Origin of the sequence: Desulfatitalea alkaliphila (assembly GCF_022968795.1) — a bacterium.
Classification (GTDB): Bacteria; Desulfobacterota; Desulfobacteria; order Desulfobacterales; family Desulfosarcinaceae; genus Desulfatitalea; species Desulfatitalea alkaliphila.
Window position 1 is genome coordinate 23,366 of record NZ_JALJRB010000011.1, and the last position, 18,795, is coordinate 42,160.

Here is an 18,795-nt window from a genome sequence, read left to right on the forward strand (position 1 = left end):
GTCGACCGGGAATGGAAGATGAAGCCCTGCTGTGAAACCCTGAAAGCCCCCCCTGCTTCGGACAAGATCGGATCGCTTTCGGTCTGTGTGTTGGCCAGCGGCAGCAAAGGCAACGCCATTCATGTCAGTGACGGACGCACCGCCATCCTGGTGGACGCCGGACTTTCGGGCATCGAAATCCAGCGCCGCATGGCGGCCGCCGATTTATCAATAGCCGACCTCAGCGCCATCGTGGTGTCCCATGAGCACAGCGACCATGTGCGCGGCGTGGGCGTCCTGGCCCGGCGCTACGGATTGCCGGTGCACCTCTCGCCGGGTACCGAGGAAGCGGCCCGGGGCGCCATCGGCCACATACCCGAAATCTCCCATTTCCGGATCGGCCGCCGCTTCGCCATCGGCGATCTGCGAATCCATCCCTTCGCCACTTCCCACGACGCACGGGACCCGGGCGGCTTCACCATCGCGGTCAACGGGTGCAAAATCGGCATCGCCACCGACCTGGGCATCGCCACCGGCATGGTGCGGCAGCACCTGGCCGGTTGCGCCCTGCTGGTGATCGAGGCCAACCACGATCCCCGAATGCTGCTCGAGGGCCCCTACCCTTGGCCCCTCAAACAGCGCATCAAGGGCCGCGACGGCCATCTTTCCAACCAGGACGCCGGCCGGTTGCTGACCGAACTGGCCCACGACGCCTTGCGCCACGTCATCCTGGCCCACCTGAGCGAAATCAACAACACTCCGGACAAAGCCCGCGCAACGGTGGAGCGCACCCTGGAAACGGTGGCCTGCCGCTTCCGCCTTCATGTCGCCCGGCAGGATTGCTGCAGCGAGGTCCTGACGGTCGCTCCGGGTCGAGTGGGTTGAATTTGTTGGGTTTATTGAGTTTATTGGGCTGGATGAACCCTATTGGGCGAGTACGGCTTCTCCGATCCGCTCTCCGTAACGCACCAGGGTTTCGATGCCCTTGGCGGAGTGGTGCCGGATAGCGGCATCGATGACGACGCGTCCGGGGGGCAGGACCAGGATCACGGTGGAGCCGCCGAACTGGAAATAGCCTTTTTCGCCGCCGCGACGGCAAGGACCGCCGGCGGGCTGGTGTTGCACGATGCTGCCCACCAGCATGGCCCCCACCTCCACCTGGATCATGGTGCCCAAGGCACGGCCTTCCAGAAAGCACCACTGGCGCTGATTGGTGCAGTGAACATCCGGTTTGTGCTTGAGCGACAGCGGGTTCACCGAGTGCAGCAGGCCGGGGACGTTGTGAATCGGGCCCTGAAGGCCGTCGTCCACGAAGCCGAAGCGGTGATAGTCGCAGGGCGCCAGACGAAACACCAGGCAGCAGCCCCCCTCGAACCCCTGGGGCAGGCCGGGTCGGCCGAGCAGGGCCGGCACCGTTACGGCACTGCCTTTGACCTGAAGCCGAGTGTCGGCGGTCAAATCAAAAACCTGCAGGCGGCTGTCGGCCGGAGCGATCAGCGCGCGCGGATCGGCCGCCACGGGCCGTGCCCCCGCTTGTAAATGCCGGATGAAAAAGTCGTTGAAAGAGGCAAAGCCGCCGGTGGGTATCCGTGCCTCTTGCAGTGCCACGCCGAATTGCCGCGCGAAAGGAACGATTCGTCCGCGGCTTGCCGGGTGCTGCTGCCAGGCGCCATAGAGACGGGAAAGCCAGGGCCGGCACAACAGCAGTGCGGTAATACGCCGGCCGACGGCGGTACCGTAAAAAAAATCCATCCAGGCCCGGCCCGCAACGGATTCCTCTTCCAGGACGCCGGTGCGTCGGTTGTATAAAACGATTTTCTCGGATGATGGATTCAAAGTCTCTCCTGCGCCGGCCGATCCGGCCGGGATTTCCATCGGCATTCCGGGCAATCCGCCAGGGCCGCGGATGGCGGTGCTTCAGGACTTGCTTTTCACACCCACGAACAGCACCGCGATCCCGAGGGTCAGGGGGCGGTAGCGTACGTTCTCGAAACCGGCGCCGCGCATGAGGGCGGCGAAGGCTGCCGGTGGGGGAAAGTGGGCCACGGAATCGGGTAGATAACTGTACGCGAAGCCGTGGCGCGAGAAAAGACGCCCCACCAGAGGTAGCAACCGGCTGAAATAGTTTCTGAACAGCGAACCCAGCAGCCCCTCCGAGGGCATGCCGAGTTCAAGAATGGCCAATCGGCCACCGGGTTTCAGCAAGTGGTGGAACCGTTGCAGCACCGTCTGTTTATCCTGAACGTTGCGGATGCCGAAGGCCATGGTCACGGCATCGAAGCGTTGCGCCGCAAAGGGCAGCGCAAAGGCATCGGCGGCCACCAGGTGAATGGTGTCGCCCTTGGGACCGGCACGCTTGATTTTCGGCCGGCCAAGGCGCAACATCTGCGGCGCGAAATCGGCCCCCACGACCCGCACCCGGTCGCCCACTTGGCGTACCACCTCCAAGGGCACATCGGCGGTGCCGCAGGCCACATCCAGCACGACGGCCCCCTTGTTCAGTCCCAGGGCCGCCACCAATGCCCGTCGCCAATGCACATCGCGGCGCAGGCTCAACAATCGATTGAGAAAATCGTACTGTGGCGCGATGTGGTTGAACATTTCACGCACAAATGGTAATTCAGTTGATTTCATTGACACGATACGCTCTTGCATTAACTTTGGCCATTGATGCATCGCCTGCCGCGGGACGGCATACGGCACCTTTATGAGGCGGTCATCCAAATGCGGGGGCGACGTTCGGGCGGCCCAAACGGCACTGCTTGTGGCGGCCCGTTTTTTGCAATTCTTTCAAGTCGACGGTTTGTAACACAGAACATGGACCCACAACAAGAGCCAATCGGAAGCGCATATGAGAGGTAAAAGGGACTATTACGAAGTACTGGGTGTCGAAAAAAACGCCTCCGAGGCGGAACTCAAAGCCGCTTATCGCAAACTCGCCCTCCAATTTCATCCGGATCGCAACCCCGGCGACAAAACCGCCGAAGACAACTTCAAGGAAGCCGCCGAAGCCTATGAAGTGCTGCGCGACCCGCAGAAACGTCAACTTTATGACCACTACGGGCACCAGGGTTTGGAAGGTTCCGGGTTCTCCGGCTTCGGTGGATTCGAGGACATCTTTTCCAGCTTCGGCGACATCTTCGAAGACTTTTTCGGCTTTCGCAGCCGACGCGGCGGCCGGAGCCGGGCCCAGCGCGGCGCGGATCTGCGTTACGACCTGACCATCGGTTTCATGGATGCCGCCTTCGGCGTGGAAACCACCATCGACATCGACAAACATGTCAACTGCGAGACCTGCGACGGCCAGGGCGTCGCCCCCGGCACCCAGACCGAAACCTGTCCCCAGTGCCAGGGCACGGGCCAGGTCGGCCGCAGCCAGGGTTTCTTCACCATCCGCACCACCTGTCCCCAATGTCGCGGCGCGGGCCGGTTCATCCCCCACCCCTGTACCCAATGCAACGGCCAAGGCCAGGTATTGACCCATAAAACCGTGGCGGTCAAAATTCCGGCCGGCGTGGACAACAATTCGCGGCTGCGACTGTCCGGGGAAGGCCAGGCCGGCATGATGGGAGGCCCTCCCGGCGACCTCTATGTCTTCATCCATGTTCAGCCCCACGATTTTTTCAAACGGGAAGAGAACCACATCTACTGTCAAATCCCCATCTCCTTCACCCAGGCGATCCTGGGCGACGCCATCGAGGTGCCGACCCTCAACGGCAACAAGTCCCTGGAGATCCCCAAAGGCACCCAGTATGGCGACGTGTTTCGCTTTCGCGGGGAAGGCATCCCATCGTTGCGCACGGGCCGGCGGGGCGACCAGATCATTCAGGTGACCATCAAAACCCCCACCCACTTGAACAAGAAACAGGAATCGCTGCTCAAGGAGTTCGCCCGTATCGAAGAGGGTAAAATCGGCAAGCGGCTCAAGGAGATGTTCAAAGGCGCCGCCGCCAAGGCCATGCAATGAAGGAATCCGCACCCATGTTCGAACTGAAGATCCTGACCCATTTCGCCGCCGCTCACCAATTGCGCATGGTGGCCAAAAAGTGTGAGAACCTCCATGGTCACAACTGGAAGGTGGAAGTGTGCGTGGCCGGCGACACCCTCAACTCCTGGGGCGTGCTGATGGATTTCGGCGAACTCAAGGTGCATGTCGCCGAAGTGATCGACACCCTGGACCACAAATTCCTCAACGAGCTACCGTTCTTCAAAGGCAACCCCTCGTCGGAAAACATCGCCGTTTATATCGCACAGGCACTGGCCGCGAAACTGGAAGGAACGGATGTGCGGGTCAGCCGCGTGACCACCTGGGAATCGGAAGACGCCTGCGCCACCTACCGGCCGTAACCCGGGCGGACGGGACCGCGAGCCGCTTCGGCGGGCAACGGCGCCCATCCACACAAAAGGCCAATGGAAAACGGGGCCGTCGCACGACCGACGGGCCGTTTCCCATTGGCCTTTTGGCGTATATCCAACGCCGATGCCGTATGGGTTTAAGTATAAGCGCATCAGGCTTTGGTGGTTTCGGCGCAACCTTTAACGCAACCGACCATTTGGGCCAGTGCCTGATCCTGGCCCATACGACTGGTATTGAGCACCATGTGGTAGTGTAGCGGATCGTTGTAATCGGACCTGCGAAACAAGGAATAGATCTGCCGCCGGCGCTTCTCTCCCTCGGTGACCGCCTCTTCGGCCCGAGCCGGGGAGAGCTTGTAATTGTCCCGCATGAAAGCCACCCGGTAGCTTCTATCGGCCACCAGGAGGAAGTGCACCGTGTTGGGTTCGTCTTCCAACACATATTGTCCGCCGCGTCCAAGCAGGACCACGTTGTCCTTGCGCGCCAGGTCGTGAATCACTTCCTGCAGCATTTTGCGGTAAATCACCTCGTCGATGTAGCCGAAGTCCTCGCCGGTGAGCCGTTCCATGTAGCTGCGGCTGAGCATCGCGGACACGATGCGTGAAAAGAGTCCGCCGGCAATGTTTTCGATATCCTGGACCGCTTCGTGGGGCACCTTGATGCGACGAGCCAACTCTTGAATCACCACATCGTCCAAAAAACGGTACCCCAGCTCCTTGGCCAAGCGGCTGCCCAGTGTCCGGCCCCCCGCTCCGAATTGTCGGGCTATGGTAACAACGGCCATAATCGCCCCCTTTGCTGTTGACATGAGTAAACGCGCGCATCGACCGCGGCAGCTTGAAACGTCTGAAAATAATAAGGAAAGAACAGTATGTCAATCATTGTTTGGCCCTGGCGGGGCCCTGGCGGGCCAGTTTTAAGTTTTAAGTTTAAAGTTTTAAGTTGAAGGAATTCTTTCGATTAGAGGTGGTTGGGGGGGTGGGTGTGTCGGGGGTGGGTGTGTCGGGGGTGGCACCGGCAACTGGTTGCCGGTGGCCGAAGGCCGGGAGGTTTTGCACAATAGCGGCGTCAACGGTACAGCCATCGCCCTGTTCAACAGGTAGCCGGCGGCGAGAAAAGCGATTTCGATACCGAAGAAACCGGTAGGTCCCCTGGCGTATCGGAGAAACGGGTGTCTGCGGTCAGACCACTGTCGGTTCGATTTCGAGGGTGATGCCGAAGCGGCCCTTGACGCTTTCCTGGATCGCGCGGGCCAGGGCCAGCACTTCGATGCCCGTGGCCCCGCCCTGGTTGACCAGCACCAGTGCCTGATGGGCGTAGACCCCCACTCGTCCCATGGTGCGGCCCCGCCAGCCACAGGTTTCGATCAGCCATCCGGCGGCCAGCTTCACCCGGCCGTCGGGCTGACGGTAGCCCACGGCGGCCGGATGGCGGCGTAAGAGTTGGGCAAACCGATCCGCCGTCACCACCGGATTCTTGAAAAAACTGCCGGCATTGCCCACCGTGGCCGGATCGGGCAACTTGGCGCGGCGCAAAGCACAAACCCAATCGAAGACCTGTTGCGGGTCGGGCCGGCCGCTACCGCTCTCCCTCTGCCGTCGCTGCAAATCGGGATAATCCAATACGGGCCGCCATGGTCGCGGCAAACGCAACCGCACACGGGTGATGACACACCGGCCGGCCAGGGAATGCTTGAAAATACTGTCCCGATAGCCGAACCGGCACTGATCGCCCGTCAGGGTGAAAGGTTGGCCGGTTGTCAGGTCGATGCCGTCCAATGCATCGAAGCGCTCCTGCAGCGATACGCCGTATGCGCCGATGTTCTGCACGGGGGCGGCGCCCACGGTGCCGGGAATCAGCGCCAGGTTTTCCAGGCCCGGCCGGCCGTTGGCGATGGTCCAGCGCACCAGGTCGTGCCACGATTCGCCGGCACCGACTTCCACGATCCATGCATCGGCCTGCGTTGGGAGCAGACGCCGCCCCTTGATGGCCACCTTCAGTACCAACTCCGCCGGATCCCCTGTGAAAATCACATTGGAACCGCCGCCCAACACCCATTTGGGCATCGGGCCGTATAGCGGATGGTCAAGCAGCCGCGGGATGGCGGCGTCGCTGTCGATGTGAACCATGGCCCGGGCCACGGCCGGAAGACCGAAGGTGTTGTGGGGTGTTAAATCGACAAGGGTTTGCAGTTGCATATCCGGCGGCATCCATCGGTTGGCGCAGTTACGACAAGCACAATGGGCAGTATGGCCGAGGGGACCGATGGTGTCAATTCTAGATCATGCTTCGTTGGCGCAGGGTTGTGCGATGGGCCGCTCCTTGGCTTGATACATGCCCATGTCGGCACACTTCATCAAGGCCCCAACCGTCTCGCCATCCCGCGGGTAGGTGGCGGTGCCGATGCTGGCGGTGACAAAATCGATCTGTATGTCACCGATTTGGAACGGGCGGGCCAAATCGCGCCGAATCCGCTGAATGACCATTTCGTGCTGTATCTGTTCCGGGTGCTTCAGAACAATGGTGAACTCGTCACCGCCGAGCCGCGCAACGCAGTCGGTTTCGCGAACGGCCCGTTTTAAGCGGGCGGCCACCTGTTCCAGCAAACGATCACCGATTTCGTGGCCGTAGGTGTCGTTGACCGGCTTGAACTTGTCCAGGTCGAAATAGAGCAGCACCAGACCCGATCCGTGGCGCCGGGCGTATTTGATCTCTGTTTCCAATATCTCGATGCAGGCTTGGCGATTGTAGAGACCGGTCAACCCGTCGTGATGGGCCAAATAGGTGAGCTCCTGCTCCGTCCTTTTCCGTTCGGTGATATCGCGGGTGACACCCAAGATGCCCATCACCTGGCGGTTCTCGTCCTTGATAAAACGGGTGTTGACTTCGGTCCAGACCGTCGTGCCGTCCTTGCGCACCTGTTCCAACTCGGTCGTTCTCGTGGTGCGTTCGTCACCTGTTTTGTGGATGAATTTGTCGAACTCTTCGGCAATGGCCGTTTGGGCAATTTGCAGGGAGGCGGGGGTCAACACGGCGGGCATCTCCATCTCCATCATCTCCTCGGGCCGGTAGCCCAACAACTGGAACACCGACGGACTGATGAAGGTGAACCGACCGTTCATGTCGATGGTCCAGATCACGTCGGTGGCGTTTTCCGCCACCAATCGGTACCGTTCCTCGCTCTGTTGCAACATGAGCGCCATCCGTTTGCGGTCTTCCACCTCCTGGGTCAGCACATGGTTGCTGATCTCGGCCTTGGCCGTCATTTCGTTGGCCTGCAAAATGGCGTTTTGCAACGCCTCATTGGCGCTGCGCAGCTCGTCCCGCATCGCCTGCAAGCGCTGTTCGGCCCGTTGCCGCTCGCTGATCTCCTGATTGAGGGCGCTGTTGCGGGCCTCCAGGCGGTCTTTCAGGGCGGTGATGCGCTGGTGAATGACGGCGTTGGCCAAGGCCAGGCCCAAGGGCCTGGCGACGTTCTTGAGGAAGTCGGCTTCGTCGGGGTGCAGGGCCTGCAAGTTCTGTTTGCGCGGCAGGGCCAGCACGCCCACCAGGCTGTCGTTGTGCATCAAGGAGACGGCATAGGCGGCATTCAACGTTCCCAGCCACTGCGACAAAGGGCGCTCCAGCGACTGCAGCCGGGGATGAACCGCCAGGGCGCGGGCGTCGACAACGCCCCGAAAATCAGCCAACACCGCCAACAACCGTTGGTCCACGGGGTGGCCGTCGCCCTTCGGGTCCACCAGCTGGTGCCGCTGCTCATCCACAACATAGATGCGCACCCAGGCAAAGGGCAGCACACCCATCACTGCACTTGCCATTTTCTGCACCAATTCATCGGTACCACGCAGCACCAGCATTTCGGCAATCAGTCGGTTCTCGGCCTTCTGCAATTGGTCCCGGTTCTTGTGCAAAATACGATCGCTGTAGCGCTGCAGCCGCCTCAAATAGAGATGGTTGATCCCGAACCAGAACAGCAGCGCGGCAAACTGCAACTCGGCGGTCCAAGCGCTGAAACGGGGCGCCGCCCATTGAAAAACAAAAAGGTTGGGCAACAGCAGCGCCACTATCTGGAACACATACAACAGGCCGCGCTGGAAAAAGCTTTCGATCTCCACCAAACGGTACTTGAGCACGGCGTAGGCCAGCACGGCCATGGGCAGAAAGCTGAAATTGCCCGGCGGGTACCAATCGATGCCGTGCATCGCCGGCACATTAAAAAAGGTGAGCAGGGTTCCCAAACCAAAAGCGAAAACCACATACTTGAATTTGAGCCGCAACGCCCCGTCGGTTTCCACTCGCAACCGTTGCCGGAAACGCCAGACACAGTAACCAAAGGTCAGGAGCCCATAAAGGCCGAAGAGCTGAAAGGCCGGCCCTCCCCGGGCGATGTAACCCCAACCGTACTGGTAAAACCCTTGGATATAGTGTTCGGACTGGGTGGTCAGGCTGAATAGCAAACTGATGCAGAACAGCACCACCAGAATATCGTTGCGCCGGATCCCGAGGATGTGGTGAAAATAGGCCGTCATCGCCAGGGGCAGATAGACATAGAAAAAGTGGACCTTGCGTTCGATGCTCAACAAGGTGTCCACATCGGCGATGAAATGGTGCAGGATGAACATCGGCGCCAACAGCGAGTACCAGAGGCACACCACCACGAACAGCAGCCGGCCCGTGAGCGGCCCGCCCCTGGCCATCATCAGGATGCTCAGGTAGAGGGCGCAAACCAGGGAAAGCACGGGGGGCAGCAGATAGATGGAAAGGGTATTGTCCATGGCCACTTTCAGTTCCCGACCCTGCAAACGGCATACAGGTCTGTTCGCGCACGTATCCTCTGAAATTATCGGCTGTTGTCACAGGAAGTTGATAAAAAAGATTTGAATCCCGGCGCCGGATGATTATCATGACCATTGATATCAAACGGTAACAGGCAGGTAAAAAAAGCCACGGCACTGCCCGGTGGCTTGGGTTTTGCCTTGCAACCGGCCCCGAAGGAGAATTGATGGCACCAGCACAACAAGCAACCTACGATTTCGAAACCGGCATCTATCGCCCCCCCAGCGAAGGAGGGAGCTACTCCTTGCTGTTGCGGTTTACCCGCAACTGCCCCTGGAACCGATGCGATTTCTGCGCCATGTACAAGACCGAAAAGTTCGAACTTCGGCCGCCCGAGGAGATCATGGCCGACATCGACGCCGTTGCGGCCCTGGTGCGGGACCTGCAAGAGATCTCTCGCCAACGGGGCCAGGGCGGCCAAGTGACCCGCGAGGCGGCCATCGAACTGATCAACCGCAACCCGGATCTCAACCAGCACCACGGTTTCGCCATGGTGTTCCACTGGCTGCTGTCCGGCGGCAAGACCGCTTTCATTCAAGACGCCAACAGCCTGATCATGCCCACCGACCGAATGGTGACCGTGCTGCGCCATCTGCGGACCACCTTCCCGAGCATCAACCGGGTGACCACCTATGCCCGGTCCAAGACCATCGCCGGCAAGAAGCACGAAGAGCTGACGGCCATCCGCGAGGCCGGCCTGGACCGCTTGCACGTGGGGCTGGAATCGGGGGATGACACGGTGCTCAAAAGGGTCAAAAAGGGCGTGACCGCCGATGGCCACATCAAGGGGGGCCGCAAGGCCATGGCGGCCGGCTTTCAACTCTCGGAATACTGGATGCCCGGACTGGGGGGGCGGGATCGCTGGGAGGCCCACGCCCAGGAAACCGCCCGGGTGCTCAACGCCATCAATCCCCACTACATCCGCTCGCGCCCTTTCCGCCCGTTGCCCGGCACCCCCATGGCCGAAGCGGCCCAACAAGGGGATTTCCAGATTTTGTCACCCCATGAGGAACTCATGGAGCTGCAACGGATGGTCGAAGCCCTGGAGATCACCTCACGGGTCTGTTTTGATCATGCCGGCAACTATTGGACCGACCGCCGCGGCGATCTGCTGTTCACCCACAGCTACGAAGGCTACCAATTCCCGGATGAAAAACCGAAGGTGCTGGCGCGCATCCAGGAAGGATTGACGGCCGACAATCAAACGCCCCGCTTTCTTAGGCTATAGGCGGAGCCGGTTTGGGACGCCCCACCGCCATATTGCTGCTGCTGGCCACCGCGTTGTTCTGGAGTGTCGGGGGGTTGTTGATCAAGTGGGTGGACTGGCCCGCCATGGCCATCTCCGGCATGCGCAGCGCCATTGCGGCGCTGTTCCTGATCGTGCTGTTCCGGCCGCGCTTGGTGGCCGTCAACCGCTACCTGCTGGGCGGTGCGCTGGCCTATGCGGTGTGCGTGACCACCTTCGTGATCGCCAACAAACTGACCAGTGCCGCCAATGCCATCGTGCTGCAATACACGGCGCCGATTCATGTGGCCTTTTTCGCTTACTGGTTTCTGGGCGAACGGCCACGGCGAGTGGATTGGCTGACCCTTGCCATGGCCTTGGGGGGCATGACCCTCTTCTTCATGGACGATCTGACGCTGGGCGGTCTGTGGGGCAACCTGGCGGCGCTGATGTCGGGAGTGGGTTTTGCCTGGATGGCGCTTTTCCTGCGCAAACAAAAGGATGCCGACCCCATCCACTCGGTGATCCTGGGCAATCTGCTGGCCGCCCTGGTGGGACTGCCCTTCATGTTCGAATATGCCCCCAGCGCCAAGGGATGGCTCGGCCTGGTGCTGTTGGGCATTGTCCAGATCGGCATGGCCTACGCCCTCTTTTCCATCGCCATTCGCCACGTGACCGCCCTGGAAGCGCTGCTGATTCCCATCCTGGAGCCGATCCTCAATCCCATCTGGGTGTTGCTGCTGCTGGGCGAAGCCCCCGGACCCCTGGCCGTGGTGGGGGCCGTCACCATCATCTCGGCGGTCACCCTGCGCGGTCTGGCGCCCTGGCTGCTCAAAAACCGCTGGGCACCCGCAGCGCCACCGCCCGGCGACGGGCCGTGAGCCGTTTGCAAGCCGGCCGGCCGTGGTTCTGTCAGGGCATCGCCCGGTCCGGCACCTCGAAAAGCGGTGTCGTCACCGCCTCGGGCATGGCCTCCCAGCGGGTGTCGCAAAACCGTGCCCGCAGCGCGTAGCGACCGGGCGGCAGATCCTCCGGCAAACGGCCACGAATATCCATCATGGCGCCGATATCGTTGAAAACAGGACAAGCGCCGTCGACCGGTGCTGCAAAACGGGGATGAAAAGGCGCCACCATCTCCCGCCGCCCCCCTTCGATTTCCTTCTCGAGAATCCACTCCGCCTGAACGCCGATGGGAAAACCGGTCATGCGGATGAAACGCAGCACCACCCGATCGCCGGCACGGTAACGGTCGAAATCGGTGACCAGTCCGATCAATTTGTTGTCCACCGAAATGTCGCTGCCCACCCCGGAGCTGTCCTGGTCCCAGAAGCGGGCCGGCCCCACGTCCACGTGCACCAGCCGCCCCTGGTAATAACCGGCGCCGCCGAAGCCCAGCTCACGCACAAAATGCCACACCTGCCGGGAATCGACACCTTCGATGCGGATGTCGGCCGCCATGCCGTATTGATGCAAACTGGCACTGGCCGCCAGGCGGCCGCTCTCCCGCAACCGGGTGTTGTAGGCAGGACTGCGCCAGCCCGAGGCGATTTCGATGCGCGCCCCCGGCCGGAGGCGGTCCTCCAAATAGTCGAGAAAGGCGATCAGGCGCATGGAGATCGCCGCCAGGGGCTCCTCCGATGGTGCGTCAAACACTTTCTGGATGGCAGTGCGCGCTTGGGGATCGATGTGACCGTCGGCCTGTCGGTAGACGCCGTCGAACACCGCGCCGCTTTTGGGATTGAAAAGGTGCAAGCGGCCATCACCGCTGTAGCGGAACCGGTCGCGGCCCGCATCGGCCAAGGTATCGGCGCACAGACCGGTGAAAAGCGCCGTCAGTAAAAAAAGGGACCAACCAATGCGTCGGATCGCCGTCATATGGACCTCCATCGAAGTGGCCGAAGGGGCTCTCGAAATAAATGAAACGCGAACCCTATGCGCCGATGGCGGCCATCAACTCGTCCCGGGTGATCAAGGCCCGCACATCGGCCACGTGCTGCCGGATGTTCTCCAGACCGCCCTCCTGCCGATCCACCAGGATCACGGCCCGCACCACCTCCAAACCCTCCTCGCGGGCCCGCTCCACGGCCTTGATGGTGGAACCGCCGGTGGTGGCCACATCGTCGATCACCACCACGCGGTCGCCGGCGGCCAGATCACCCTCGATCCAGCGGGCGATGCCGTGATCCTTTTTGGCTTTGCGGATGGAAAAGGCGCGCATGGGCTGCCCCTCGAGCTCGGAGGCGAAGGCGGTGGCCATGGCGATGGGATCGGCGCCGAAGGTCAGGCCGCCCACACCGGCCGGTTGCAAATCCCGGATGGCGGCGAACATCAGATGGCCCACCAGGTACATGCCCCGGGGATGCATCACCGTGGGTTTGCAATTGACATAAAAATGGCTCATGCGACCCGAAACCAATTTGAAAACGGGTTCGGGGCTGTATTTGAAGGATTTTTGGGCCAAAAGGGCGATCAGCTCCTGTTTCATGTCGTCTCCGGGGTGGTGGTTTCCTAAGAACTACTTGATTTTAAGGGACTTATGAGATAATAAAGCCTCCACTGACGGGAAGAAGCCATAGAATGGGTTTCAGTGGAGGCGGAGCAGGGAAAACCGGGGACGGCACTCCCTGAGCTCGATGCCGTTCATAACAGCTTGGGCCGGATCGGTCAAACCCAAAGGAAGACGATGACGGACACCCGCGACGAGGCCATCATCCGCTTGTTTCATGTGCACAAGCGGTACGGCGCCAAAGCGGCGTTGCAGGATGTGACCCTGGAGATCGCCAAAAACGAACTGCTGTTCGTCACCGGTCGCAGCGGCGCCGGTAAAACCACCCTGCTGCGGTTGCTCTACCTGGGCGAGGCGGTCTCCGAAGGCCAGATTCTGGTGGACGGCATGAACCTGTCGCGCATCCCCCGCGCCCGCGTGCCCACCTTGCGGCGCAAGTTCGGCATCATTTTTCAGGACTACAAGCTGATTCCCACCAAAACCGTATATGAAAATGTGGCCCTGGTCCTGGAGGCCGCCGGGCGCAAGCCGAGCGTGATCCCCAAGAAAGTGCGCAGTGTCCTGCGCATCGTGGGCATGGAGGACCGGATGAACGCTTTCCCGCCCAGCCTCTCGGGCGGCGAACAGCAACGGGTGGCGGTGGCCAGGGCCGCGGCGGGCGACCCCAAGATCATTTTGGCGGACGAGCCCACCGGCAGTCTGGATGAAGAGGCCGCCGGCCTGATCATGAGCTATCTGGACACCTTTCACACCCGCGGGGCGACCATCATCGTCGCCACCCACGACAAGGAGCTGCTCAAACGGGCCGACACCCGGGTGGTGCAGCTGCGCGACGGCCGCCTCTTGCCGCCGGCGCCGGTCTGATGGCAGGGATACACCGATGAAACGTTTTTTCTTGCGCGCCCTCAAAGACATCCGGGACAATCGGTTTCTGACCGCCATCACGGTGATCACCGTCGCCTTGTCCATCATGATCGCCGCTGCTTTCGCCCTCTTTTTCGTCAATGCCGGCGGCATCCTCAACATGTGGCAACAAGGGATCCGCATGATGGTCTACCTGACGCCGCAAGTCTCGGAAGCGGCGCGGCAGGACACCATGGCGCAACTGCAATCCATCGCCGGGGTGCAGGAAGCCCGCTACATTTCCAGCGAAGAGGCGCTGGAACGGCTGCGCGGCCAGATGCAGCACCACGACGCCCTGCTGGACAACCTGCGCCGGAATCCGTTGCCGGAAGCCTTCGAGATCACCTTGCAAGCGGATCGACGCGACAGCACCTCGCTCCAGTTTCTGGCCGAACGGATCGCCAATCTTGAAACCGTCGCCGATGTGGAGTACGGCCAGGAGTGGATCGGCCGTTTCACGGCCATCGTCAACCTCTTCAGCCTGGCCGGCTACGCCATCGGCGGCCTTTTTTTCATGGCCACCGTCTTCATCGTGGCCAACACCATCCGGCTGGTCCTTTACGCCCGCCGGGAAGAGATCGAAATCATGCGCCTGGTGGGCGCCACCGACCGCTTCATCAGGGTGCCCTTCTATCTGCAAGGGATGATCCAGGGCGGACTGGGCACGCTTTTGGGTCTGGGCAGCCTCCTGCTGGGATACCTCTACCTCACCCGCCAGTTCGGCGACCCAATGGCAACGGAGATGTTCACCATCCGCTTTTTTCCGGTCCTCACCTGCGCCGGCATCGTGCTGGGCGGGATGGTGGTGGGCTGGCTGGGCAGTTGGGTGTCCCTGAAACAGTTTCTCAAATAGGGTTGTGATGACACCATTGCGCTTGTTCATGCTCGCCCTCGTTGCCCTCTTGCTGCTTGCTTCACCGCCGCGGCAGGACGCGGCCGCCGAGCAGGCCACGGAGGTGGGCACCATCCTGGTGTCCAATCTGAACGTGCGCAGCGGCCCCGGAAGGTCCCACCGCGTGGTGATGCGCCTGCCCGCGGAAACCCGGGTGCGGGTGCTGGGGCGCGACAGCGGCTGGCTGAAGATCGAACATGGCGGCCGAAGCGGCTACATTCTGCACGACGAGCGTTATGTGCGCATCGCCGTCATCGCAGCGCCGGCGCCTGCCGCCGACCGGACCGCTGCGCCGGATCCGGAAAAACGCAAGGCCTTGCGCGCAAAAGCCGATGAACTCCAAAAGAAGTTGCAGGCGTCGGCGGCACGCATCGGCACCATGAGCGACCAGGAACAAGCGCTGGTCGATGCGGTGGACGCGGCCGAGAAGGCCCTGGACGATGCCCGCCGCCAGGTGCGCGAAACCCGGACGGCCCTGGCGGCCCTGGAAGAAAAACGGGCGTCCGCGCAGCAGGAGCAGACGGCGTTGCAAGAAGCGATTCGAAGCGGTGAAGCCTATGCCGCCCAACGGTTGGTGGCCCTCTACAAACTGCAGCAGGTGGGCCGGGCGCATCTGCTCGCATCGGCCGATTCGTTTTTCGATTTTGTCGACCGCAAACGATCCCTGGAACAGATCCTGGACCAGGACGAAGCGTTGCTGCGACAATTGAACAATGACCATGCCCGCCTGGCGGCCGTGGTGCAGCAGATCCAGAGCGCCCGGGCGGAACAACGCGCGCTGAACGAGGCCCTCGATCAACGCATCGCCCGGCTCGCTGCCGAGCAGGAGAACCGCAGCGCCCTATTGCGCAAGGTCCGCGGGGCCAAATCCCTGGAGCAGGCCGCCCACAAAGCGCTGCAACAGGCCACCCGCGACCTGGACGGCGCCCTGGCCGCCTTGGGCCCCACCCCATCGGTGCAGCGGCCCGCGGCCCGCGCAACGGACCAGCCGGCCACCGGCGGCGGCCCCTTCGCCCAATCCAAGGGGTTGCTCAATTGGCCGGTAAGAGGTAAGATCATTACGTTTTTCGGACCCTACCGCGACGAAAAGGCCGATCTGGTCAATTTTCACAGCGGTATCAACATCCAAGCCGATCGGGGAGAGCCGATCCGTGCCGTGGCCGACGGATACGCCATTTACGCAAGCTGGTTCAAAGGCTTCGGGAACATGCTGATCATCGACCATGGCGATCACTACTACACGGTCTACGCCCACCTGGAGGAAGTGTTCAAGGTCAAGGGCGACCGCATCGAAACGGGTGAAGTGATCGCCACCGTGGGCGACACCGGCTCGCTCATGGGACCGGCGCTGCATTTCCAGGTGCGCCATCACGGCAAACCCGTCGACCCGCTGGAATGGATGAACAAAGGATGAATTCAAGGAGAACGCGTCATGTTTCGCTCCCCCGATAAAGCCCGCTGGGTTTTGGCCGGCCTAATCGCCATCGCCCTGGCCCTGTTCGGACCCGGCGCCTACCACAATCTGGCCGCCGACAAGGAAGATACCTACCAGAGCCTCAAACTGCTCTCCGATGTCATGGACATCGTGCAAAAGAACTATGTGGAAGAAGTGGAGTCCAAAAAGCTGATCGAAAACGCCATCCAGGGCATGGTCAGTGGCCTCGACCCCCACTCCGCCCTGTTGACCCCCGACGCGCTGCGGGAACTGCAGATCGACACCCAGGGCGAATTCTCCGGCATCGGCATCCATGTGACCATGCGGGACAACCTGGTGACCGTCATCTCGCCCATCGTCGGCACACCGGCCTACACGGCCGGGATCGCGGCCGGCGACCGGATCGTCAAAGTGGATGACACCCCGGTGGACAACCTGACGGAAGCGGTCAAACGGATGCGGGGCCCCAAGGGCACCAAGGTGGTCATCACCATCGTGCGCGAAGGGGAACCCAAACCCCTGGACTTCACCCTGATCCGGGACGTGATCCCCATCCACAGCGTCAAGGCGACCATCCTCAGTCCGGGCTACGGGTACGTGTGGGTGACCCACTTTCGCGAAAACACCTACGACGATCTGGTGGCGGCCTTGTCGCAAATGGAAAACACCCAGCCCCCGTTGAAGGGGCTGGTCCTGGACCTGCGGGACAACCCCGGCGGCGTGCTGGACCAGGCGATCCGCATTTCCGATCTTTTCATGGACGACGGCATCATCATGACCAGCAAGGGCCGCTTGGCCCGCCACACCAAAGTGTACCGCGCCACGCGCAACGCCACGCCGCGCACCTATCCCATGGTGGTGCTGATCAACGCCGGCAGCGCCAGCGCCTCGGAAATCGTGGCCGGCGCCCTGCAAGACAGCAAACGGGCCCTGATCATCGGCACCACCTCCTTCGGCAAGGGATCGGTGCAAGCCATCGAAAACCTGCGCGACGGCTACGGCCTGAAGTTGACCATCGCCCGCTACTACACCCCCAGCGGCCGGTCCATCCAGGCCAAAGGGGTGGAACCGGACATCGCCGTCGCCCGCGAACCCATCTCCGAGGCGGTGGTGCAGGCCGACCGCGTGAAGGAGCGGGATCTGGCCAACCACCTGCTCGACGAGGCTTCGGATGCCGCCGACCCCCCCGGTGACGGATCCCCGGCGGATGCTTTCAAGGCGATCTCCGCGCGGCTGGGTCCCTTGGATGCCGAGCAGTTGAAGAAGGACAACCAGGTGCAAAGGGCGCTGGACATCCTGGTCGGCTACGACATCTTCAACAAACTGGGCAATGAGTAAGTCCAGCGGCAAGTCCGCCCCACGGAAGAAGCGTTCCGCCGCCAAGCCCGCACCGCGCAAAAAGCGGCCCACCGGCAAGGCTTCACCGGCACCGCAACTTTATAAGGCCGCTGTCGTCGTGCTTGTGCTGCTGGCGCTGGTGATCGCGGCCGGCGTTCTGTCCCGGCAGCTGTTGCACCGCCCGGCGCCGCCCGCCCGAAGCGCCGTGGCACCGGTGCAGCGGATGCCCGTCCCGCCGCCGCCACCTTCGGTGCAACCGCCGGAAAAACCGGTCTACGAAGTGTTCCCCAAAACCCCGCCGCCGGCCGAGCCACCACCCGTCACCCCCCGGGTGCCGCGGGTGAGCCCGCCGCTGGTGGCCATCATCGTGGATGACATCGGCTATGATCGCCCCATGGCCCGTCGGTTTCTCGATCTGAACATCCCGTTGACCTTCTCCGTGCTGCCCTATGCGCCCTTCAACCGCACCATTCTGCCCGCCGCACGGGACAAGGGCATCGAAATCATGCTCCATCTGCCCATGGAGCCCGACGAATATCCCGCGGTGCAACCCGGCCCCGGCGCGCTGCTGGGCAGCATGACCCCGGACCAGTTGATCGCCCAACTGGAAACCAACCTGGATCAATTCCACCATCTGGCGGGCGTCAACAACCACATGGGCTCCAAGCTGTCCACCTCCCCGGAGCACCTGCGCCAAATCTTCTCCATTCTCAAAAAGCGCGATTTGTTTTACATCGACAGCCGCACCACGGCCAAAACCGTGGCCAAGCCATCGGCCCGCCTGCTGCAACTGCCCTTTGCCGAGCGGGATATCTTCATCGATCACCTGGACGATCCGGGCTTCATCCAGGCCCAGATGGAGCGCCTGATCCAGCGGGCGGAAAAGCAGGGCCACGCCATCGGCATCGCCCACCCCCACGAAAACACCTACCAGGTGCTCAAAAGCTTTGTGCCGCAACTCAGGGAGCAAGTAACCCTGGTCTCCGCCTCCACCGTCGTGAACCACATCATGGCCATCGAAGCCGCCGCCGAGGCGGCCCAAGCGCATGGCGCAGCCCTTCCTCGCTAACCGGGATCGGTAGGAGAACGACGTTCCGTGCTCGAACGGGCCATTCGGGGCAACCCGGGCACGGCGTGCCGTGCCCCTACGGGTGGATCGAACGCACCGGGGATAATCACAACCTCCCAACACAACCAACCCAACAAACACAACAAACCCGATAAACACAATCAACACAACCACTCGCGCACACCTTGACAAATCGGAAAAATGCCCCATTATTGCCTCGAAATAACTGTAAAAAGGACATTTTTTCAAACGGCA

17 protein-coding genes are annotated in these 18,795 nt (G+C 61.8%); 10 read left to right on the forward strand and 7 right to left on the reverse strand.

The window, feature by feature from the left end:
* Window positions 1–18 precede the first annotated feature (18 nt).
* A complete protein-coding gene (locus MRX98_RS11305; RefSeq protein ID WP_246907637.1) occupies window positions 19–864 on the forward strand; it encodes an MBL fold metallo-hydrolase in 846 nt (281 codons plus the stop codon).
* A 39-nt stretch (window positions 865–903) separates the two neighbouring features.
* Here the strand turns inward: MRX98_RS11305 and MRX98_RS11310 are convergent, their stop codons facing one another.
* Together MRX98_RS11310 and ubiE are read right to left on the reverse strand one after the other, a co-directional pair.
* Complete coding sequence (locus MRX98_RS11310; RefSeq protein ID WP_246907654.1) at window positions 904–1,860, reverse strand: phosphatidylserine decarboxylase; 957 nt, start codon at window positions 1,858–1,860, stop codon at window positions 904–906.
* Window positions 1,861–1,896: 36 nt separating this feature from the next.
* A complete protein-coding gene (gene ubiE, locus MRX98_RS11315) occupies window positions 1,897–2,613 on the reverse strand; it encodes a bifunctional demethylmenaquinone methyltransferase/2-methoxy-6-polyprenyl-1,4-benzoquinol methylase UbiE (RefSeq protein WP_246907656.1) in 717 nt (238 codons plus the stop codon).
* Between the two features lie 217 nt (window positions 2,614–2,830).
* On the opposite strand from ubiE, the gene dnaJ reads away from it, so the two are divergent.
* Together dnaJ and queD are read left to right on the forward strand one after the other, a co-directional pair.
* Window positions 2,831–3,946, forward strand: a complete 1,116-nt coding sequence (gene dnaJ / locus MRX98_RS11320; RefSeq protein WP_246907659.1) for a molecular chaperone DnaJ — start codon at window positions 2,831–2,833, stop codon at window positions 3,944–3,946.
* 14 nt (window positions 3,947–3,960) lie between these two features.
* A complete protein-coding gene (gene queD, locus MRX98_RS11325) occupies window positions 3,961–4,326 on the forward strand; it encodes a 6-carboxytetrahydropterin synthase QueD (RefSeq protein WP_246907662.1) in 366 nt (121 codons plus the stop codon).
* A 161-nt stretch (window positions 4,327–4,487) separates the two neighbouring features.
* Here queD and MRX98_RS11330 read toward each other — a convergent pair whose 3' ends face one another.
* From MRX98_RS11330 to MRX98_RS11340, 3 genes are all read right to left on the reverse strand, one after another.
* The gene (locus MRX98_RS11330) at window positions 4,488–5,120 is read right to left on the reverse strand and encodes a cytidylate kinase-like family protein (RefSeq protein ID WP_246907665.1); all 633 of its coding nucleotides are present in this window, start codon (window positions 5,118–5,120) and stop codon (window positions 4,488–4,490) included.
* Between the two features lie 397 nt (window positions 5,121–5,517).
* Window positions 5,518–6,534, reverse strand: coding sequence for a UDP-N-acetylmuramate dehydrogenase (gene murB / locus MRX98_RS11335; RefSeq protein WP_246907679.1), 1,017 nt, complete (start codon window positions 6,532–6,534; stop codon window positions 5,518–5,520).
* Between the two features lie 84 nt (window positions 6,535–6,618).
* The gene (locus tag MRX98_RS11340) at window positions 6,619–9,111 is read right to left on the reverse strand and encodes a diguanylate cyclase domain-containing protein (protein ID WP_246908075.1); all 2,493 of its coding nucleotides are present in this window, start codon (window positions 9,109–9,111) and stop codon (window positions 6,619–6,621) included.
* A 227-nt stretch (window positions 9,112–9,338) separates the two neighbouring features.
* Here MRX98_RS11340 and MRX98_RS11345 point away from each other — a divergent pair, with 227 nt between their 5' ends.
* Together MRX98_RS11345 and MRX98_RS11350 are read left to right on the forward strand one after the other, a co-directional pair.
* A complete protein-coding gene (locus tag MRX98_RS11345) occupies window positions 9,339–10,400 on the forward strand; it encodes a radical SAM protein (protein ID WP_246907681.1) in 1,062 nt (353 codons plus the stop codon).
* Window positions 10,401–10,411: 11 nt separating this feature from the next.
* Entirely contained in the window at window positions 10,412–11,278 is an 867-nt protein-coding gene (locus MRX98_RS11350; protein WP_246907693.1) for a DMT family transporter, read from the forward strand.
* Between the two features lie 31 nt (window positions 11,279–11,309).
* Here the strand turns inward: MRX98_RS11350 and MRX98_RS11355 are convergent, their stop codons facing one another.
* A complete protein-coding gene (locus tag MRX98_RS11355) occupies window positions 11,310–12,272 on the reverse strand; it encodes a YcbK family protein (protein ID WP_246907696.1) in 963 nt (320 codons plus the stop codon).
* Window positions 12,273–12,327: 55 nt separating this feature from the next.
* Complete coding sequence (gene pyrE, locus MRX98_RS11360; RefSeq protein WP_246907701.1) at window positions 12,328–12,882, reverse strand: orotate phosphoribosyltransferase; 555 nt, start codon at window positions 12,880–12,882, stop codon at window positions 12,328–12,330.
* Between the two features lie 198 nt (window positions 12,883–13,080).
* Between pyrE and ftsE the strand changes: the two genes are divergently transcribed.
* The 5 genes from ftsE to MRX98_RS11385 are packed head-to-tail and all read left to right on the forward strand — an operon-like array spanning window position 13,081 to window position 18,540.
* The gene (ftsE, locus tag MRX98_RS11365; protein ID WP_246907703.1) at window positions 13,081–13,767 is read left to right on the forward strand and encodes a cell division ATP-binding protein FtsE; all 687 of its coding nucleotides are present in this window, start codon (window positions 13,081–13,083) and stop codon (window positions 13,765–13,767) included.
* 16 nt (window positions 13,768–13,783) lie between these two features.
* The gene (gene ftsX / locus MRX98_RS11370; RefSeq protein ID WP_246907706.1) at window positions 13,784–14,659 is read left to right on the forward strand and encodes a permease-like cell division protein FtsX; all 876 of its coding nucleotides are present in this window, start codon (window positions 13,784–13,786) and stop codon (window positions 14,657–14,659) included.
* A 7-nt stretch (window positions 14,660–14,666) separates the two neighbouring features.
* Window positions 14,667–16,112 (forward strand): peptidoglycan DD-metalloendopeptidase family protein, encoded by a 1,446-nt coding sequence (locus MRX98_RS11375; RefSeq protein WP_246907709.1) that lies wholly within the window; start codon window positions 14,667–14,669, stop codon window positions 16,110–16,112.
* 18 nt (window positions 16,113–16,130) lie between these two features.
* Window positions 16,131–17,471, forward strand: coding sequence for a S41 family peptidase (locus MRX98_RS11380; RefSeq protein WP_246907720.1), 1,341 nt, complete (start codon window positions 16,131–16,133; stop codon window positions 17,469–17,471).
* Complete coding sequence (locus MRX98_RS11385) at window positions 17,464–18,540, forward strand: divergent polysaccharide deacetylase family protein (protein WP_246907723.1); 1,077 nt, start codon at window positions 17,464–17,466, stop codon at window positions 18,538–18,540. The genes MRX98_RS11380 and MRX98_RS11385 overlap by 8 nt, the downstream gene beginning before the upstream one ends.
* Window positions 18,541–18,795: the final 255 nt, after the last annotated feature.